Source organism: Achromobacter sp. Bel, assembly GCF_012928505.1.
Classification (GTDB): Bacteria; Pseudomonadota; Gammaproteobacteria; order Burkholderiales; family Burkholderiaceae_B; genus Achromobacter.
In genome coordinates, this window is record NZ_JABBJN010000005.1 from 141,792 (window position 1) to 158,552 (window position 16,761).

The window sequence follows — 16,761 nt, forward strand, 5'->3', positions numbered from 1 at the left end:
GCCTGCCGCATGTCACCGGCCCAAAGGCGCGGCGCAGACAATGTGCGGGCCGTCGGCGGAACCCGTCGACGGCCGCAAGATTGCTTACTCGGCGGTGTCTTCCGCCGTGGGCACAAATTCGGCGGCACGGCTGACGATGCCCTGGTTCTCGCGAACGCGGTTCTCGATCTCGATGGCGATTTCCTTGTGCTCTTTCAGGTATTCGCGGACATTGTCCTTGCCCTGGCCGATGCGGTTGCCGTTGTAGCTGTACCACGCGCCGGACTTGTCCACCACGCTGGCGGCCACGCCCAGATCGATGATTTCGCCCTCGCGCGAGATGCCGGCGCCGTACATGATGTCGAACTCGGCCTGCTTGAACGGCGGCGCGACCTTGTTCTTCACGACCTTGACGCGGGTTTCGTTGCCGACGACTTCATCGCCCTTCTTGATGGAGCCGATGCGACGGATGTCCAGGCGCACAGAGGCGTAGAACTTCAGCGCGTTGCCGCCGGTCGTGGTTTCAGGGTTGCCGAACATCACGCCGATCTTCATGCGGATCTGGTTGATGAAGATGACCATGCAATTCGTACGCTTGATCGTGGCGGTCAGCTTGCGCAGCGCCTGGCTCATCAGGCGGGCTTGCAGGCCGGGCAGCGAATCGCCCATTTCGCCTTCGATTTCAGCCTTGGGCACCAGCGCGGCCACCGAGTCGATAACGATCAGGTCGACCGAGCCCGAACGCACCAGCGCGTCGGTGATTTCCAGCGCCTGCTCGCCCGTGTCCGGCTGCGAGATCAGCAGGTCGGTCAGGTTGACGCCCAGCTTGTTGGCGTACTGCACGTCCAGCGCGTGTTCCGCGTCGACGAAGGCGCAGGTGCCGCCGATCTTTTGCATTTCGGCAATGACCTGCAACGTAAGCGTGGTCTTGCCCGACGATTCCGGACCGTAGATTTCGACCACGCGGCCGCGCGGCAGGCCGCCGACGCCCAGCGCGATGTCCAGCCCCAGGGAACCCGTGGAAACGACCTGGATATCGTGCGAGACCTCGTTGTCGCCGTAGCGCATGATCGAGCCCTTGCCGAACTGCTTTTCGATCTGCGAGAGCGCGGCGGCAAGCGCCTTGGCCTTTTCCGAAGCGGCGGCCTTGGTGGTTTTGTCGTCCATGTAGAGTCCTGTCTGTAACGTATCTGGTGTCGAAGGGTGCCGGAGAAGTCGCCGGTCTGGCTGGGGTCTGGCTGGGGTCTGGCTGTAGATTTGGCTGTAGATTTGGCTAATGCGTCAGCTTATGCGTCAGTTGCGCTCAAGGTTGCTTCGCGCTTTTGATTCATGTGCAGATTATGGCATCGGATTGTACTGTACAAAAAACCAGTGTGCCAGAGTTTTGCACGTATACCCTGAGTGGGCAAGCCCCCCGCCATATGACAGAATCGAAGGAGAACCCGGCGTTTCGTCCCTTTTCCGCCGCCGGGCCGCCCACAAGGCGGGATAGCCTCCCATAGAGGGGCAGCAAGCGCGCAAAGCGCTGGCGGCACAGGGACCCCTTCATTAGCAGCCCATGCGTATCCTGATCGCCGAAGACGACAGCATTCTGGCCGACGGCCTGTCCCGGTCCTTGCGCCACAACGGCTATGCCGTGGACGCCGTGCGCGACGGGCTGGCCGCCGATTCGGCGTTGGCCGCCCAGGCGTTCGACCTGCTGATCCTGGACCTCGGCCTGCCGCAATTGGCCGGCCTGGAAGTGCTTCGCCGCCTGCGCGCCCGCAATTCCGCCCTGCCCGTCCTGATCCTGACCGCCGCCGACAGCATCGAGCAGCGCGTCAAGGGCCTGGACCTGGGCGCCGACGACTACATGGCCAAACCCTTCGCGCTGTCCGAACTGGAAGCGCGGGTGCGGGCGCTGACCCGGCGCGGCGCCGGCGGAGGCGCCACGATGCTCAAGCATGGCCGGCTGCTGTTCGACCAGACCGGCCGCGTCGCCATCGTGGACGACCAGACGCTGGACCTGTCCGCGCGCGAAGTCAGCCTGCTTGAAATCCTGTTGACCCGTAGCGGCCGCATGGTCAGCAAGACGCAACTGGTGGACCACCTGTGCGAATGGGGCGAAGAAGTCAGCACCAACGCCATTGAGGTGTATGTGCACCGCCTGCGCAAGAAGCTTGAGCCCAGCGGCGTGAAGATCGTGACCGTGCGCGGACTGGGCTACTGTCTGGAGCGGGACCAGGGTGCCGCGTACCTCGCCAGCTGAACCCGCGCGGCCCGAGCCGCTGAATCAGGAAGCACTGGATATCTTGCAAGCCGGCTCCAAAGGCCCGAGCTTCGCCCCGCCCCAGCGTTCGCTGCTGGGCGAAATCCTGGACTGGATGCTGGCGCCGCTGTTCCTGCTGTGGCCCATGAGCGTCGCGATCACGTATGTGGTCGCGCAGAATATCGCCAACGTGCCGTACGACCGGGCGCTGGCCAACAACCTCCATGTGCTGACGCGCCAGGTCCATGCCCAGGATGGCCGCGCCGTCCTGAAGATGACCGACCCCGCGCGCGACGTGCTGCGCGCCGACGAGACCGACAGCGTGTTCTGGCTGGCGCTGGGCAGCCGCGGCGAATACCTGGGCGGCGACCGGGCCCTGCCCCTGCCGGCCTCCGTGGGCCAGCCTCGCCCCGGCGAGGTCCAGTATGAAGATGACACCATGCGCGGCTTCGGCATCCGCTTGGCGTTCACGTGGGTCGACCTGAACCTGCCCAACACCCAACCAGCGCTGCTGATCGTGGCCGAGACGGTGGAAAAGCGCACGCAACTGGCTAACGACATCATCAAGGGCGTGATCATTCCGCAGTTCGTGGTGCTGCCAATCGCCGTGCTGCTGGTGTGGTTCGGCCTGTCGCGCGGCGTCGCGCCCCTGAACGCCCTGCAACAACGCCTGCGCGCCCGGCGGCCCGACGACCTTTCCCCCATCGACGAACGCGCGGCGCCGTCCGAGATCGCGCCGCTGGTGGCGGCCATGAACGACCTGCTGGACCGCTTGTCCGCCAACGTGCAGGCGCAACGCCGCTTCGTGGCGGACGCGGCGCATCAGTTGAAGACGCCGCTGGCGGGCCTGCGCACGCAGGCCGAGCTGGCGTTGCGCGACGCCAGCCCCGAAGAAATGCAGTCCAGCCTGCGCCAGCTGGTGACCGGGTCTGAACGCGCCACCCGGCTGGTCAACCAGCTGCTGCTGCTGGCGCGCGCCGAAAACCCCAGCGCCATCGGCCTGGCGCGCACCGATCTCAACGCCATCGCCTATGAACAGGCCATGCATTGGGTGCCGCAGGCCCTGTCGCTCAGCACCGACCTGGGCTTCGAGGGGTCGGACGATCCCGTCGAGATCAGCGGCAACCCTTTGCTGCTGGCCGAACTACTGAACAACCTCGTGGACAACGCGCTGCGCTACACGCCGCGCGGCGGCCACATCACGGTACGTGTACAGCGCGTGGGCGCCGAAGCCGTGCTGGAGGTCGAGGACTCCGGCCCCGGCATCCCGCCCGAAGAGCGCGAGCGCGTATTCGACCGTTTCTACCGCGTGTTGGGCACTGGCTCGGATGGCAGCGGGCTGGGTCTGGCGATCGTGCGCGAAATCGCCCAGAAGCATCAGGCCACTGTCCTGATCAGCGATCATCCCAACCCGCACTCGGACCTGCCCGGCACCCGTATCCGCGTGGTGTTCCCGCAGTACGTCGACCACCCAGCCCTGCTCGAGAGCTGACCGGCGCGACGGAGCCGCTCGGCTAAGGACTATCCCTAGCTCCGCACGCAGAGCTTACATAATGTTTCAATTTTAAGATTCGGGTAAGGGTTACGTCAGAACCTCGTCAGCCTCGCGCCTCAATGTTGCGTATAGCTCGATGTCGGCGCGCCGGCGGAGGGTTAAGCACGGCGGAGAACCGCCGGCCAAAAACGAGGAGACATCATGAGCACAACAACCATGGCAGGCCGCGGTCCTTCCGCAGATCCGCGCCCGATGACCAAGGATGAACGCCGCGTTATCTTCGCGTCGTCCCTGGGCACGGTTTTCGAGTGGTACGACTTCTACCTATACGGCTCGCTCGCGGCCATCATCGCGCAACACTTTTTCTCGGGTGTGAACCCCACCGCCGGCTTCATCTTCGCACTGCTGGCGTTCGCCGCGGGCTTCGCCGTGCGGCCGTTCGGCGCACTGGTGTTCGGCCGCCTGGGCGATCTCGTCGGCCGCAAATACACGTTCCTGGTCACCATCGTGATCATGGGCCTGTCGACATTCCTCGTGGGCGTGCTGCCCAGCTACGCCAGCATCGGCCTGGCCGCTCCGGCCATCCTGATCGTGCTGCGCCTGCTGCAAGGCCTGGCGCTGGGCGGCGAGTATGGCGGCGCGGCGACCTACGTCGCCGAACACGCCCCGCACGGCCGCCGCGGCTTCTATACGTCATGGATCCAGACCACCGCAACGCTGGGCCTGTTCCTGTCGCTGCTGGTCATCCTGGGCATCCGGACGGTCATGGGCGAAGACGACTTCAAAGCCTGGGGCTGGCGCATTCCGTTCCTGATCTCGGTCGTGCTGCTGGGCATCTCGGTGTGGATCCGTCTGCAACTGAGCGAATCGCCCACCTTCAAGCGCATGAAGGAAGAAGGCAAGGGCTCGAAGGCCCCGATCGCTGAATCGTTCGGCCAGTGGAAGAACCTGAAGGTCGTGATCCTGGCGCTGCTGGGCCTGACCGCCGGCCAGGCCGTGGTCTGGTACACGGGCCAGTTCTACGCCTTGTTCTTCCTGACGCAGACGCTGAAAGTCGACGCCAACACCGCCAACATCATGATCGCGGTCGCGCTCCTGATCGGCACGCCGTTCTTCGTGGTCTTCGGCGCGCTGTCCGACAAGATCGGCCGCAAGCCCATCATCATGGCGGGCTGCCTGATCGCTGCCGCGACCTACTTCCCGATCTTCCAAGGCATCACTCACTTCGCCAACCCGGCGCTGGAAAAGGCCCAGGCCACGGCCCCCGTCACGGTGATCGCCGACCCAGGCACTTGCTCGTTCCAGTTCAACCCGGTGGGCACGTCCGCGTTCACCAGCTCTTGCGACATCGTGAAATCCTTCATGGCCCGCAACTCGGTGAACTACAAGAACGAAACCGCGCCGGCTGGCTCGGTCGCCAAGGTCAAGATCGGCAACGACGAGTTCGCCTCGTTCGATGGCAAGGCCATGGCCCCCGCCGATTTCAAGGCCCGCGCCGCTGAACTGGACAAGGCCCTGACCACCGCGATCCGCAGCCACGGCTACCCCGCCAAGGCCGACCCGGCGCAAAGCAACAACGTCATGGTCGTGGTGCTGCTGGCGATCCTGGTGCTTTACGTGACCATGGTCTACGGCCCCATCGCCGCGATGCTGGTGGAAATGTTCCCGACGCGCATCCGCTACACCTCGATGAGTCTGCCGTACCACATCGGCAACGGCTGGTTCGGCGGCTTCCTGCCCCCGGTCGCCTTCGCGGTGGTGGCTGCCACCGGCAACATCTACGACGGCTTGTGGTATCCCATCATCATCGCAGTCATGACCCTGGTCATCGGCACGCTGTTCGTGCGCGAATCCAAGGACAACGACATCAACGAATAAACGACTATCCCCCGCCGGGTGGGACTGCTGCGCCTGCCCGGCCTTTCAAAAGCTCCTTACGGAGCTTTTTTTTTAATTTGGCCCCCACGCTGCGCGCTTCGCGCTTGCTGCCCCCCGAGGGGGCTTTTTTCCCTTGGGGCGGCCCGGCGGGAAAAAGGCCCCCACGCTGCGCGCTTCGCGCTTGCTGCCCCCCGAGGGGGCTTTTTCCCTTGGGGCGGCCCGGCGGGAAAAAGGCTATTTTTGCGACGGTCGTGAAGACTAGGAACGGTCATTGCCCCGAAGCGACGGTTTTGCGGGTGACGCCCAAAATCTCTTTCCCACTTTCAGGACGATGTCAGACCCTCCCGCTTAGACTGGCGCCTCAGATTGCGGCCTTGCGCCAGATCGGCTGACGATTGATCCCCCTGTCAGACGATTGCAGGGCTAGCGTTCTGACACCGATACCGCGTTCCCCGCGAGCCTTTTATGACGCGGTATTGTGTGCTCCCGTACCGGCCCGGCCTTTATTGAGCCGGGCCGCTTTTTTTTGCACGCGCATAAAAGAATGGCGGCCGCTAAGCGGCCGCCAAGGTCGGGCTGCAGGCCGGCGGGGCCGGCCGTCTTGTCAACGACGCATGCCGACACCGATCGCCAGCACGCCGGCCACGATGGCCGCGATGCCGGCCCAGGTCGGGATCGGCACCGACTTCTCGGTTTCGGCCGTGGCCTTCACCGAACCAATCTGCAAGACGGTTTCTTCGGACTTGTAGTTGAAGCCCTTGTAGGCCAGGGCCGCGATGCCCAGGACGATCAGGATGGCGCCAATGATTTTCATGTATTCCTCTCCGATTCCATGTCGGTGCGCGGAAGTTAACGCATAGGCCCGCGTGTGTCAGTGACAGAACGTGTCGCCTGTCGCAACCGTATTGCAGCACTTCGGCAAACCGCCCGCGTCGTATAGAATCAACCCTTTTGGCCGACGCTCATGTGGTTCAAAAACCTCAAGATTTACCGCCTCTCCTCGCCGTGGACGCTCGTTGGCGAGCAGCTTGAAGAAACGCTTGCGCGCCACGCCTACCAAGCGGGCAACAACCTCGAAATGCAAAGCCTGGGCTGGGTCCCGCCGCGCGAAAACGGTGGGCTTGCCCACGTCGTCAACGGTCAGATCTTGCTGTCGCTGCGCGCCGAGAAGAAGCTTCTACCCGGCACCGTCGTGAACCAGGTCGCCAAGGCGCGGGCCCAGGAAATCGAAGAGCAGCAAGGCTACAAGCCGGGCCGCAAGCAGATGAAGGAAATCAAGGAACGCGTCACGGACGAGCTCCTGCCGCGCGCCTTCAGCGTGTACCGCGACACGCGCGTCTGGATCGACCCGCAGAATCACTGGCTGGTCATCGATGCCGCCGCCTCGGCGAAGGCCGATGAAGTCATCGGCCTGCTGGCCAAATGCGTGGACCCGTTCCCGCTCGAAAACCTGTACGTCGCGCAATCGCCCGCCTCCGCCATGACGGGCTGGCTGGCCGAAGACGAGGCCCCCTCCAACTTCACCATCGACCAGGACACCGAACTGCGTTCGTCGGGTGAAAGCGGCGCGGCCATCCGCTACGTGAAGCATTCGATCGACGCCGACGACGTGCGCCGCCACATCCAGTCGGGCAAGCAGTGCACGCGCCTGGCCATGACGTGGGCCGATCGCATCTCCTTCGTCCTGACCGAAGGGCTGGACGTCAAGCGCGTCTCGCCGCTGGACGTGCTGAAGGAGGGCAACGAAGGCGTTGCCGCCAACGACGACGAGAAGTTCGATTCCGACATGATGCTGATGACGGGCGAGCTGGCTAAAATGATGGCCGAGCTGGTCGAGGCGCTGGGCGGCGAAAAGAAGATCTAAGCCGCGCGCGGACTGACACCAAGCAAAAGGCCGCTCTGCCTCGGGAGCGGCCTTTTTTCATCCTGGCCGCCCTTGCCGTACGGCCCGCCTGCCCCCGTGCTCAGGCGGCCACGCTCTGGTCCCGTCCCGCCTGCTTGGCGCGGTACAAGGCCTTGTCGGCGCGGTCGATCAGATAGGCGTAGTCCGGGTGGCCGTCGAACGTGGCCACGCCGATGCTCGCCGTGATGCGCAAGGCGCCCGCTTCTGGAATCGAGAACGCGTGCCGCCGGATTTCAGCGCCGAGTTTCTCGGCCGCGGCCAGCGCGGCCTCTTGCCCCGTGTCCACCAACACCACCAGGAACTCTTCGCCGCCGTAGCGGAACACGAAATCGCTGGACCGGCAGGCCTGATGCACCACTTCCGCGAACTGCCGCAGCACCTGGTCGCCGCCGGCATGCCCGTGCGCGTCGTTGATCGCCTTGAAATGATCGATGTCGAGCAACAGCACTGAAAAGCGGCTGCCCTGGCGCGTGGAGATGGCAATTTCGCGCCCCACCACCGACGGCAGGAAGCGCCGGTTCAAGACATTGGTCAGAGGATCGCTGCCGCTCTCGATCTCGGCCACCATGTCGAACAGGCCATTGAGCAGATGCTTGATGCGCGCCACCAGTTCCTGCAGTTCGCGCACCTGGTCGGGCATCGGCACCTGCTGCTGCGCATTTGCCAGCATCAGTTGCGGCAGCACCACGTCGTCCAGCCGCGTGACGGCGTCGGTGATCTGGCGCAGCGCCGGCGCGCTTTCGAACAGCACGCCGCCCTTGTGCTGCAGCCACAGCCCGAACTCCGATGCCGCCAGGCGCGGCAGCGCCTGTTCCGGGGCGCGGTAGTGCAGGCCGATCAGCACGGCCTGGCTCCATTCCAGCAGCGCGGCGCGCTGGCGCTCGCGTTCGGTCGAGATATTCTGGCCCAGCGCGAACAACCGATAGGCCTCGTCGTTGCGCGCGCCACGGTTGATGTCGCGCATGAAGGCGCGGCTCATCTGTTCGATCGCCAGGTCGAACAGATTGCAGACATACTGCGTGGCGATGGACGCGGCCGTGCCATCCAGGTCGCTTGCGCGCAGCCGTTCGGCGATTTCGTTCTTCAGGATCCGGGCGCCCGCCATCACCAGATGGATCGGGATATGTACGCGGGCGTGCACTTCGCCCACCTTCTTCTGCGTCGCCATCAGCGCGGCGATATCCCCCTGATCGCGCACGCAGAGCAGGCCCCTCAGCCAGTGCTTCATGCCGCTGTGCAGGCGGGTCGAGACGATCTCATGGGACAGGCGGGGGCCGGCCTCGGCATCGGCCAGCAAGGTGGAATAGAAGGCGTCCACCAGTTCCTTGGCGCTATCGCCCACCACGGCTGCGACCTGGCCGCGCGTGTAGGCGTCGACCGATTGATAGACCGCTTCCCAGGCTTGCGCGTTAGACGCGCTCAGGTAGCACGCTTGGCCCGCGCCGCCCGTCCACGCCGGAACCGCGCCGTTGCTCGAAGACATAAGATCATCCGCCCCAAAGACTCCGCGCGTGTCTTGGAGCGACACACGACAGAAAAACAGCGCGGATTATCCTTCAAATCTCAAGAACCGCCCCACCCTGGCGCAATCTTCGGCGGCGGGGTGGACGGCGGACCGGTTTATTCCAGGCCGTGGAAGACGGAGTCGTCGGGACCGACATGCGACGGGTGCTGCCACGTCACGTCGCGCAGCGAGTGCTGCACCAGCCCTTCCACGCCCAGCAGCACTGCGAAGATCGCCATGCGGATCGGGATGCCGTTGTCGGTCTGGCGGAAGATCGCCAGGCGCGGATCGTGGTTCAGGTCCACGCTCAGGTCGTTGGCGCCCGGGCGGCTATCGCGCGGCAGCGGGTGCATCACGATGGTCTCGGGGCTGCAGTACGCGTCGATGATGGCGCGGTTGATCTGGAAGTCCGGCGTGTAGCCTTCGTTCTCTTCGTTGGCGAAGCGCTCTTTCTGCACGCGCGTGGCGTAGATCACGTCGGCGCCGGACAGACCCTCGGCCAGCGAAGTCTTCTGTTCGATCACGTTGCCGTTGCGGCTGGCCTGCTCAATGATGTAGCTGGGCATTTCAAGGCCCTTCGGCGACACCAGCGAAAATTTCACGTTCTTGTACAGCGCCATCAGCTTGATCAGCGAATGCACGGTGCGGCCGTACTTCAGGTCGCCGACCATCGCGATGTGGGCGCCGTCCAGCAGTTTGCCCAGGCGCGAAAACTCGGTCAGGATCGTGTACAGGTCAAGCAGGGCCTGGCTGGGGTGCTCGCCCGGGCCGTCGCCGCCGTTGACCACCGGAATGTTGGTCGCACGCGCGAATTCCGCGACCGAACCCTGATCCGGGTGGCGGATCACCATGGCGTCCACATAGCCGCTCATGACGCGGCTGGTGTCGTAGATGGATTCGCCCTTGGCCATCGACGAAAACGTGAAGCCCGTCGTGTCGCAAACCGACCCGCCCAGGCGGCAGAACGCCGAACCGAAGCTGACGCGGGTACGCGTGCTGGCTTCGAAGAACAAGTTGCCCAGCACGGCGCCTTCCAGCACGCGGGACACCTTCTGGCGGCGCGCGATGGGCTGCATCATGTCCGCCACGCGGAACAGGTCTTCGACCGACTCTCGCGTGAACTGGTCCACCGACAGCAGTTGATGCTTGCCTTCCACGGCGATGCGCTCGCGCAAGGGGCCTTCTTGTACGCTCTGCGTATATTTTTCCAGCAACACGCCGTTCTGCACGATTTCGCTGACAAAACGCTGGACCACTTCCGGCATCGCGCGGAATTCCTGCGATCCCTCGGGCAGCAGCCAGGTATCCAATGCCCGGCGCTTCACGCCGATCCGGGTGGCGAACACGTCGCGCGTGAGGTTCAGGCGACGCATGGCGTCACGCAGGAAGGCTTGCTGGGAGATGGTCATGACGGGCCCCGAGAAAGAGAATTTATATACGCACCGCGCATATTATTCTCAACAAAAGTGCAAGTCCAACATTTTTGCGTACAAGGGTTTACCCCTTAATTCTTAGCGGCTTGCGTAGGACGTCATCTGCTGGGCGTCGGGAGTGGCTTGTCCCAGGGAGAACCAGCAGGCGCCGCAAAACGCCAGGGCGCTTAATAGATAGCAGACCATCGCCAGCAACTGGGCAGGCCAATGCCCGCGCGTAGACTGTCCCCTGTCGCCTTGGCGCAACAGGCTGACCTGCGTCAGGTACGCGAACAGCAACCCCAGGCACGACGCGAGCAGTCCGGCCAGGAACAGGGCCAGGGGCAACTGGAGGTCAGGCGCGGCGATGTCGCCGCCCACGATCCCCAATGAAAAAGCGACCAGGGCCAAGGCCGCGCCCCCGTTCAACCATCCCAGGAAGCGGAACGCCCCCGCCAGCAGCGAGAACGTCACGCCCGAAGATCGAAGCTGCTGCGCGCGGGGGTCCATGCGTCAGCCGCCGTTGCCCGTGCGGCAGACCGGTGTCGCGCTCTGGATAGAGGCGCGGGCGGCGGCGATTTCAGCCGCATCCCAGCGCCCTTCGCCCAGCACGGTCACCGTCACCTTGGATTTGGCGGGGCCGTCAGCTTCCGCCGAAATCAGCTCAAGCACCGTGGCGGGTTCGCCCACCTTGTACAGCTGGATTTCGTCGGGCGCGCCCTTCTCGCCCAGCGTGTGGCGCCATGCGTAGGCAATGCCGTAGGGATGCTGCACGTTCACGTGGCAGGTGCGGACGTACTCACCGCCACGGCGGAAAGCGGCCTGATAGTGGGTGTCGACGCTGAAGGTCTCTTTCTTCACGGTGTCGGCCTCGTAGACGCCCTTGCTTGCGCAACCGGCCAACAGTGCCGCCAACGTTACACCTACCCATACTGACTTGCGCATGATTCTTCCCGCATTGAAATTCGGACTCCCGCGATTATGCCAGCGGCAGCAAAAAGGCCACGCGGGAAATGCCTGGACATTTCTGACGTGGCCTTGAGCCGGCTAGGCGGCAACGGACTGGCAGCCTACTTGTTCGCGGCGCCCTCGATTTTCTCTCCGCCTCGCTGAATGTCCTTGCCAGCGCCCGCAACAGTGTTGCAGCCGGCCGTAAGGGCGGCGATCGAAAGCAGCATGACGAGAACGACTCTGTTCTTCATAAACCTCTCCTGTCTGGGCGTGGAAACCGAACTCAGCATACCCCAAAGGCCCCGATTTGCGCATTACTCGCATGTATGCGCGGGCGCCGCCGCCGCGGCCGGACCGCATCATGGTTTTCACCGCCGGCTCTCCGGCCTGCGGCGAATTGCTTTAGAAAATCTATCCTCACCAGCCAGGAATGATCGTTTTACGAAGAAATATACGAAATCCAGAATAGGCACAAGCCTGTAGTCCAGGAAATAGCCTAACTCTTCTTTCCGCGCCCATGACCGCCCCCGCCTTGCACCTCTATACGGACAGTTCGCCCAACGGCTTCAAGATCACCATCGCCCTCGAAGAATTGGGGCTGCCCTACACCCTGCACCATGTGCGCATCGAGCAGGGCGAGCACCGTCACCCCGATTTCCTGGCGCTGAACCCCCACGGCCGGATCCCCGTACTGCATGACGCCGGTACGGGCATCACCCTGTTCGAATCGGCCGCTATCCTGCTGTATCTGGCCGACAAGACCGGCCGCCTGCTGCCCCCCGCCCCCGCGGCGCGCTGGGAAGCCATCACCTGGCTGATGTTCCATAGCGCCAGCATGGGCCCCTTGCTGGGCCAGCGCGTGCACGCCGAGTGCTTTGCGGCCGACCGCCACGACGCGTCGGTCCAACGCTATCGCCGCCTGAGCGAAGACACCTTCGCCGTGCTCGACGCGCGTCTGGCCGAACGCGAGTGGCTGGCGGGCGACGCGTTCTCCATCGCCGATATCGCGACTTTCGGCTGGATGCACATCGCGCGGATCGTCGAATTCGATTTCAGCGGGCATACGCACCTGAGCGCCTGGCACCTGCGGGCCAGCCGGCGCCCGGCCGTGCAGCGCGGCATTGCCCTGCCCCAGCCTGCCACCGGCCCCTGACGCTTGCCCCCTCGATGCCCCCCCTCCAATGACTGATCTCATGGCTGATCCCGTGACCGACTTCATGCCCAATTCCACGCCCCGTCCCGCATCCCTCCCGTCGACGCCCGCTGGCGCCTCCGCGCCCGCATTTGCCATGCATCCCGGCTACCGGCGCATGTTCGCCCCCGACCGGCTGACGGTAGGCATCTTCCTTCCCCTACGGTTCTACCAAGGCGACATCGCGGTACTGCAAGGCCAGGCCGACCTGGTCGCCGACATCGACCGCCGGGGATTTGCCGCCGTATGGGTCCGGGATGTCCCCCTTTTCGACCGCAACTTCGGCGACGCCGGCCAGGTGTTCGACCCCTTTTCCTATCTAGCCTATCTGGCGGCCCGCACGGAGCGCGTCGCGCTTGCCACCGGCAGCGCCGTCTTCACATTGCGGCACCCGATCGATCTGGCCAAGGCCGCCGCCACGCTTGACCGCCTGTCCGGCGGCAGGCTGGTCATGGGGATCGCCTCGGGCGACCGCCCCGTCGAATTCCCCGCATACGGGCTCGACCACGCCCAGCGTGGAGAGCGATTCGCCCAGACCGTGTCCTACTTCCGCCAACTGATGCAAGCCCCCCAGGGCGCCATCGACTCGCCCCTGGGCCGGTTGGCGGGGCCGCAGTTGCTGCCCAAACCCGCGACAGGGCGCGTGCCGTTGCTGATCACGGGTTCCTGCCGCCAAACACCGCAATGGGTGGGCGAACACGCCGACGGCTGGCTGACGTATCCCGATAGCACGCACGAGGATGCCGGGCCGCAGCGACTGGCGCAGAAGATCCATGCCTGGCGCGCACGGATTCCGGATGCCGGATTCCGGCCGCACGCCACCAATGAATGGGTGGATCTGAGCGCCGATCCGGACCATCCGCGCACGCCGATGCAAGGCGGCTACGTGCTGCGTACCGGGCGCAAAGGGCTGATCGACCTGCTGATGCAATGGCAAGCGGCGGGCGTCAACCACGCGGCACTGGGCATCCAGTTCTCGGAACGCCCTCCAGGCGAAGTGATCCAGGAACTGGCCGAGGAAGTCCTGCCCCACTTTCCCGCCCATGAAGGGGTGCCCCCCGCCCCAGACCGCTGGTAGGCCGGTCCGACCTACAATGCGGCCCGGCCGCGGCTGTCGCGTATTTGCCGGCAATGGATTAGGATTCGAAAATGAACAAAAAACCTGTACCGCAGAACGCTGGCGCAGCCCCCCAGGGCTGGGGCTGGGAACAGCCGCAATGCCGTGGACAAGCGGCATTGGCGCTGTTCATTGACGATCTGCACCGAATTCTGCAAGCCCATGCCGCTGGCAAGCTCGCGGACAGCAGCACGTTGGCCGACGCGCAAGCGCACGTCGACGAATTGCTTGCCCGCTACAACGAAATCAACGCCGCACCGGAAATTTTCCTGGGACAATCGGTCGAATTGAAGGAAGGCGTCGACCGGAACGGTGTTTCTCATACGGTACCGATTTTTTCAGCGCGGCTGAAGAAATCGCTGGTGTCGATGCTGGGCCAAGGCCCCGGCTGAAACGCCCTTTTTTACCGGCCAGTCAGCGGCGGCCGACAATGCACCAGAACAGCTACTGGAGACCCCCAATGAATTCGGACAATGTCGTAGAGTTTCTCCGCCTGCTGTCGCTGGACGTCTCGCTGGGCGCTTCCGCCCAGCATGCTGCCAGCCAACCGGATGCGCCATTGGCCCTGGCCCGCCTGGCCACCGCGCATGGCCTGCCTTGCAGCGCGTCGGACTGGTCCTTCTTCGCTCGCAGCTGCCTGGGTACGTCGACTGCGACCCAGACAGACTCGGACCCCGTCGCCACCATCTGGCAACTGGTGCAGGACCCTGCCCACGGCACCGACATTCCCGCCAGCGCGATCACGCGCGTTATCGGCATCATCACGCAACCCGACGGCGGCCCGCCCGTCGTCGGCCATGTCGTGGGCGACCTGGCGCCGCGCAAGCCGGTGGGCATGGCGCCCTATCCCACGGGCTCCTGACACGCGCGAACGGCAGCCCTAGGGCTTGCCCGCCAGATAGCCTGCCACGCCCAACGCGGCCACTCGCCCGCTGGCCATGCAGGCCGTCAGCAGATAGCCGCCCGTGGGCGCTTCCCAATCCAGCATTTCGCCAGCGACGAACACACCCGGCGCCGAGCGCAGCATCAGGGCGGCATCCACGGCGTCCAACGACACCCCGCCTGCGGTGCTGATGGCTTCATCCATGGGGCGGGCGCGTGCAAGCGTCAGCGGCAAGGCCTTGATCCGCAACCCCAATCGCTCCGGGTCCTTGAAATCCTCGGCAGATGCGCATTCGCGCAATAGCCCCGCCTTCACGCCCGTCAACCCCAGCCGGCTTTGCAAATGGCTGGACATGGAACGCGCCCCGCGCGGATGCGTGACGGCGGCCATGACTTTTTCCTGCGTCCAGTCAGGCGCCAGATCCAGCATGGCGACAGCCTGCCCTTGTTCGTCGATCCGATCGCGCAACGGTGCGGACAGCGCATACACCAGGCTGCCCTCGATGCCGGTATCGGAGACGACGAATTCGCCCTGCCGGGCCGACAGGCCGCCTGCAGGCCACGGGCACGACATCGAAACGGATTTAACCGGCTGCCCCGCGTAGCGCTGGCGGAAGTGTTCCGACCACGCCACGTCGAACCCGCAGTTGGCGGGTCGCAGCGGCGCCACATTAACGCCATGCGCCTGCAATCCGGCCACCCAGGCACCATCCGACCCCAGCTTGGCCCAGCTTCCGCCTCCCAACGCCAGCACCGCGGCATCGGCCGCCAGCGTGCGCACACCTTCGGGAGTATCGAACCGCAACGCCGCCGCGGACGGCGCGTCGCCTTGCGGCCACCCCAGCCAGCGATGCCGCATATGGAAGCGCACGCCGCTTGCACGCAGCTGGGCCAGCCAGGCCCGCAACAACGGCGCCGCCTTCATTTCCTGGGGAAAGACGCGCCCCGACGACCCCACGAAGGTCTGGACGCCCAGTTGATGCGCCCATTCCCGCAACGCAGCAGCATCCATCACCGCGAGCCAGGGCGCCACCTGCGCGGCATGCGCGCCGTAGCGCGCCAGGAACGGGGCCGCGGCCTCGCTGTGTGTCAGATTCAGCCCGCCGCGCCCCGCCATCAGGAACTTGCGGCCAACCGAGGGCATCGCGTCGAACACGTCCACCTGCAGGCCCAGGGCGGCCAGCCCCTCCGCCGCCATCAGGCCCGCCGGACCGCCACCGATGACAGCGACGCGTTTGGAAGCGTTCATGGTCATGGCGCCGGCGCCATCAAGGCGGGGGCGTGCAGAGGCGAAGGACACAGCATGGAGGGAAAATCGAAGTTGTCTGGAGGGGCGATACGCGGCGAACGCCGCGCAGGAAAGGATTGTCGCATGACGCCGAGGCTGCTCGCCGCCGCGGCAACTTGACGCGCATATCAGGACAGACATCGAGAAAAAAGGCCCGGCGCCGGCCATTTATTGACCGCAGGCGCCAAGCCTTTGTTATGACAGGACAATTCGGACATGCGCAAAGGCTATCCCAAGGCTTGTCCACAGTCGCTGTGGGTAACTTCCCCCGTCAGGCCTTGCCCATCGTCAAGCGTTGACCGCCGCCTGCATCGGCCCCGACCAGGGTTCAGCGTCCAGCTGGAAACGCAACTCCTGGTATTCGCCATCCACCCCCACCGAACGCAGCAGGCCGGCATCCATGGCCTGGCCCAAGGCGCGGCGGCACAGGGTTTCGGGATCATCGGGAAGCGACTGGAAGACGCCATCTGGGATGCGCAGGCGCAGCAGCGCCTGGGGATCGCCGCGTTCCGCAGGCCGGCCGATATGGATATGCGCGGGGTAGCCGTGCGGGCACCAGATGCCCACGTGATACTTGCCTTCGGCGCCGGTATCGGCGACGTAGCCGGGATGATCGTATTTTGCGGTACCCATGGACCCTCCTCGAGTGCGGCGAACTAGCGCGCGTGACCCATGGTAGCTCAGGGCCGCGGCGCTGTGCGGCCCGCAGTACCCGGGAAACTCCGGGCTGGATCAAAGGATTGACCCAAGGCAAGTCACAGGCAAAAAAGGACGAAAAAAAGCCGCGATTGGAATCGCGGCTTTTTTTCTGAAACTGGTTGCGGGGGCAGGATTTGAACCTACGACCTTCGGGTTATGAGCCCGACGAGCTGCCAGACTGCTCCACCCCGCGTCTGATGTGTGAACTATACA

General features: G+C 64.7%; 17 protein-coding genes and 1 tRNA gene. 8 read left to right on the top strand and 10 right to left on the bottom strand.

The features are described from left to right. Window positions 1-84: 84 nt before the first annotated feature. Window positions 85-1,146 (bottom strand): recombinase RecA, encoded by a 1,062-nt coding sequence (gene recA / locus HG262_RS05310; protein ID WP_006225020.1) that lies wholly within the window; start codon window positions 1,144-1,146, stop codon window positions 85-87. 391 nt (window positions 1,147-1,537) lie between these two features. On the opposite strand from recA, the gene HG262_RS05315 reads away from it, so the two are divergent. The 3 genes from HG262_RS05315 to HG262_RS05325 all read left to right on the top strand — a co-directional run bounded on the left by HG262_RS05315 (window position 1,538) and on the right by HG262_RS05325 (window position 5,600). Next, complete coding sequence (locus HG262_RS05315) at window positions 1,538-2,227, top strand: response regulator transcription factor (protein WP_006218337.1); 690 nt, start codon at window positions 1,538-1,540, stop codon at window positions 2,225-2,227. Window positions 2,228-2,342: 115 nt separating this feature from the next. After that, window positions 2,343-3,719 (top strand): sensor histidine kinase, encoded by a 1,377-nt coding sequence (locus HG262_RS05320; protein WP_211186976.1) that lies wholly within the window; start codon window positions 2,343-2,345, stop codon window positions 3,717-3,719. Between the two features lie 204 nt (window positions 3,720-3,923). Continuing rightward, a complete protein-coding gene (locus HG262_RS05325) occupies window positions 3,924-5,600 on the top strand; it encodes an MFS transporter (protein ID WP_211186970.1) in 1,677 nt (558 codons plus the stop codon). A 604-nt stretch (window positions 5,601-6,204) separates the two neighbouring features. Here HG262_RS05325 and HG262_RS05330 read toward each other — a convergent pair. Beyond that, the gene (locus tag HG262_RS05330; RefSeq protein ID WP_006225024.1) at window positions 6,205-6,414 is read right to left on the bottom strand and encodes a hypothetical protein; all 210 of its coding nucleotides are present in this window, start codon (window positions 6,412-6,414) and stop codon (window positions 6,205-6,207) included. Between the two features lie 150 nt (window positions 6,415-6,564). Here HG262_RS05330 and HG262_RS05335 point away from each other — a divergent pair, with 150 nt between their 5' ends. Then, a complete protein-coding gene (locus HG262_RS05335) occupies window positions 6,565-7,464 on the top strand; it encodes a recombination-associated protein RdgC (RefSeq protein WP_169270051.1) in 900 nt (299 codons plus the stop codon). Between the two features lie 100 nt (window positions 7,465-7,564). Here HG262_RS05335 and HG262_RS05340 read toward each other — a convergent pair whose 3' ends face one another. From HG262_RS05340 to HG262_RS05360, 5 genes are all read right to left on the bottom strand, one after another. Then, window positions 7,565-8,986, bottom strand: a complete 1,422-nt coding sequence (locus tag HG262_RS05340) for a diguanylate cyclase (RefSeq protein ID WP_169270052.1) — start codon at window positions 8,984-8,986, stop codon at window positions 7,565-7,567. 137 nt (window positions 8,987-9,123) lie between these two features. Further along, window positions 9,124-10,416: an aspartate carbamoyltransferase gene (locus tag HG262_RS05345; protein WP_169270053.1), complete on the bottom strand. Its 1,293-nt coding sequence runs from the start codon at window positions 10,414-10,416 to the stop codon at window positions 9,124-9,126. Window positions 10,417-10,518: 102 nt separating this feature from the next. Beyond that, complete coding sequence (locus HG262_RS05350; RefSeq protein WP_169270054.1) at window positions 10,519-10,929, bottom strand: hypothetical protein; 411 nt, start codon at window positions 10,927-10,929, stop codon at window positions 10,519-10,521. A gap of 3 nt (window positions 10,930-10,932) precedes the next feature. Then, window positions 10,933-11,364 (bottom strand): hypothetical protein, encoded by a 432-nt coding sequence (locus HG262_RS05355; protein ID WP_169270055.1) that lies wholly within the window; start codon window positions 11,362-11,364, stop codon window positions 10,933-10,935. A 125-nt stretch (window positions 11,365-11,489) separates the two neighbouring features. Continuing rightward, a complete protein-coding gene (locus HG262_RS05360) occupies window positions 11,490-11,621 on the bottom strand; it encodes an entericidin A/B family lipoprotein (RefSeq protein ID WP_105555535.1) in 132 nt (43 codons plus the stop codon). A 266-nt stretch (window positions 11,622-11,887) separates the two neighbouring features. Here HG262_RS05360 and HG262_RS05365 point away from each other — a divergent pair, with 266 nt between their 5' ends. From HG262_RS05365 to HG262_RS05380, 4 genes are all read left to right on the top strand, one after another. Further along, the gene (locus HG262_RS05365; RefSeq protein ID WP_169270056.1) at window positions 11,888-12,523 is read left to right on the top strand and encodes a glutathione S-transferase family protein; all 636 of its coding nucleotides are present in this window, start codon (window positions 11,888-11,890) and stop codon (window positions 12,521-12,523) included. A gap of 136 nt (window positions 12,524-12,659) precedes the next feature. Continuing rightward, on the top strand, window positions 12,660-13,640 hold the full coding sequence (locus HG262_RS05370; RefSeq protein WP_169270112.1) for an LLM class oxidoreductase: 981 nt from the start codon (window positions 12,660-12,662) through the stop codon (window positions 13,638-13,640). A gap of 71 nt (window positions 13,641-13,711) precedes the next feature. Next, the gene (locus HG262_RS05375) at window positions 13,712-14,071 is read left to right on the top strand and encodes a hypothetical protein (RefSeq protein WP_105554879.1); all 360 of its coding nucleotides are present in this window, start codon (window positions 13,712-13,714) and stop codon (window positions 14,069-14,071) included. Window positions 14,072-14,139: 68 nt separating this feature from the next. Continuing rightward, entirely contained in the window at window positions 14,140-14,541 is a 402-nt protein-coding gene (locus tag HG262_RS05380) for a hypothetical protein (protein WP_169270057.1), read from the top strand. Between the two features lie 18 nt (window positions 14,542-14,559). On the opposite strand, the gene HG262_RS05385 is transcribed toward HG262_RS05380, so the two are convergent. The 3 genes from HG262_RS05385 to HG262_RS05395 form a co-directional block, all read right to left on the bottom strand. Next, window positions 14,560-15,816, bottom strand: coding sequence for a TIGR03862 family flavoprotein (locus HG262_RS05385; protein WP_169270058.1), 1,257 nt, complete (start codon window positions 15,814-15,816; stop codon window positions 14,560-14,562). Window positions 15,817-16,137: 321 nt separating this feature from the next. Continuing rightward, window positions 16,138-16,482 (bottom strand): hypothetical protein, encoded by a 345-nt coding sequence (locus HG262_RS05390; protein WP_169270059.1) that lies wholly within the window; start codon window positions 16,480-16,482, stop codon window positions 16,138-16,140. A gap of 182 nt (window positions 16,483-16,664) precedes the next feature. Further along, a tRNA-Met gene (locus HG262_RS05395) sits at window positions 16,665-16,741 on the bottom strand. Window positions 16,742-16,761 lie beyond the last annotated feature (20 nt).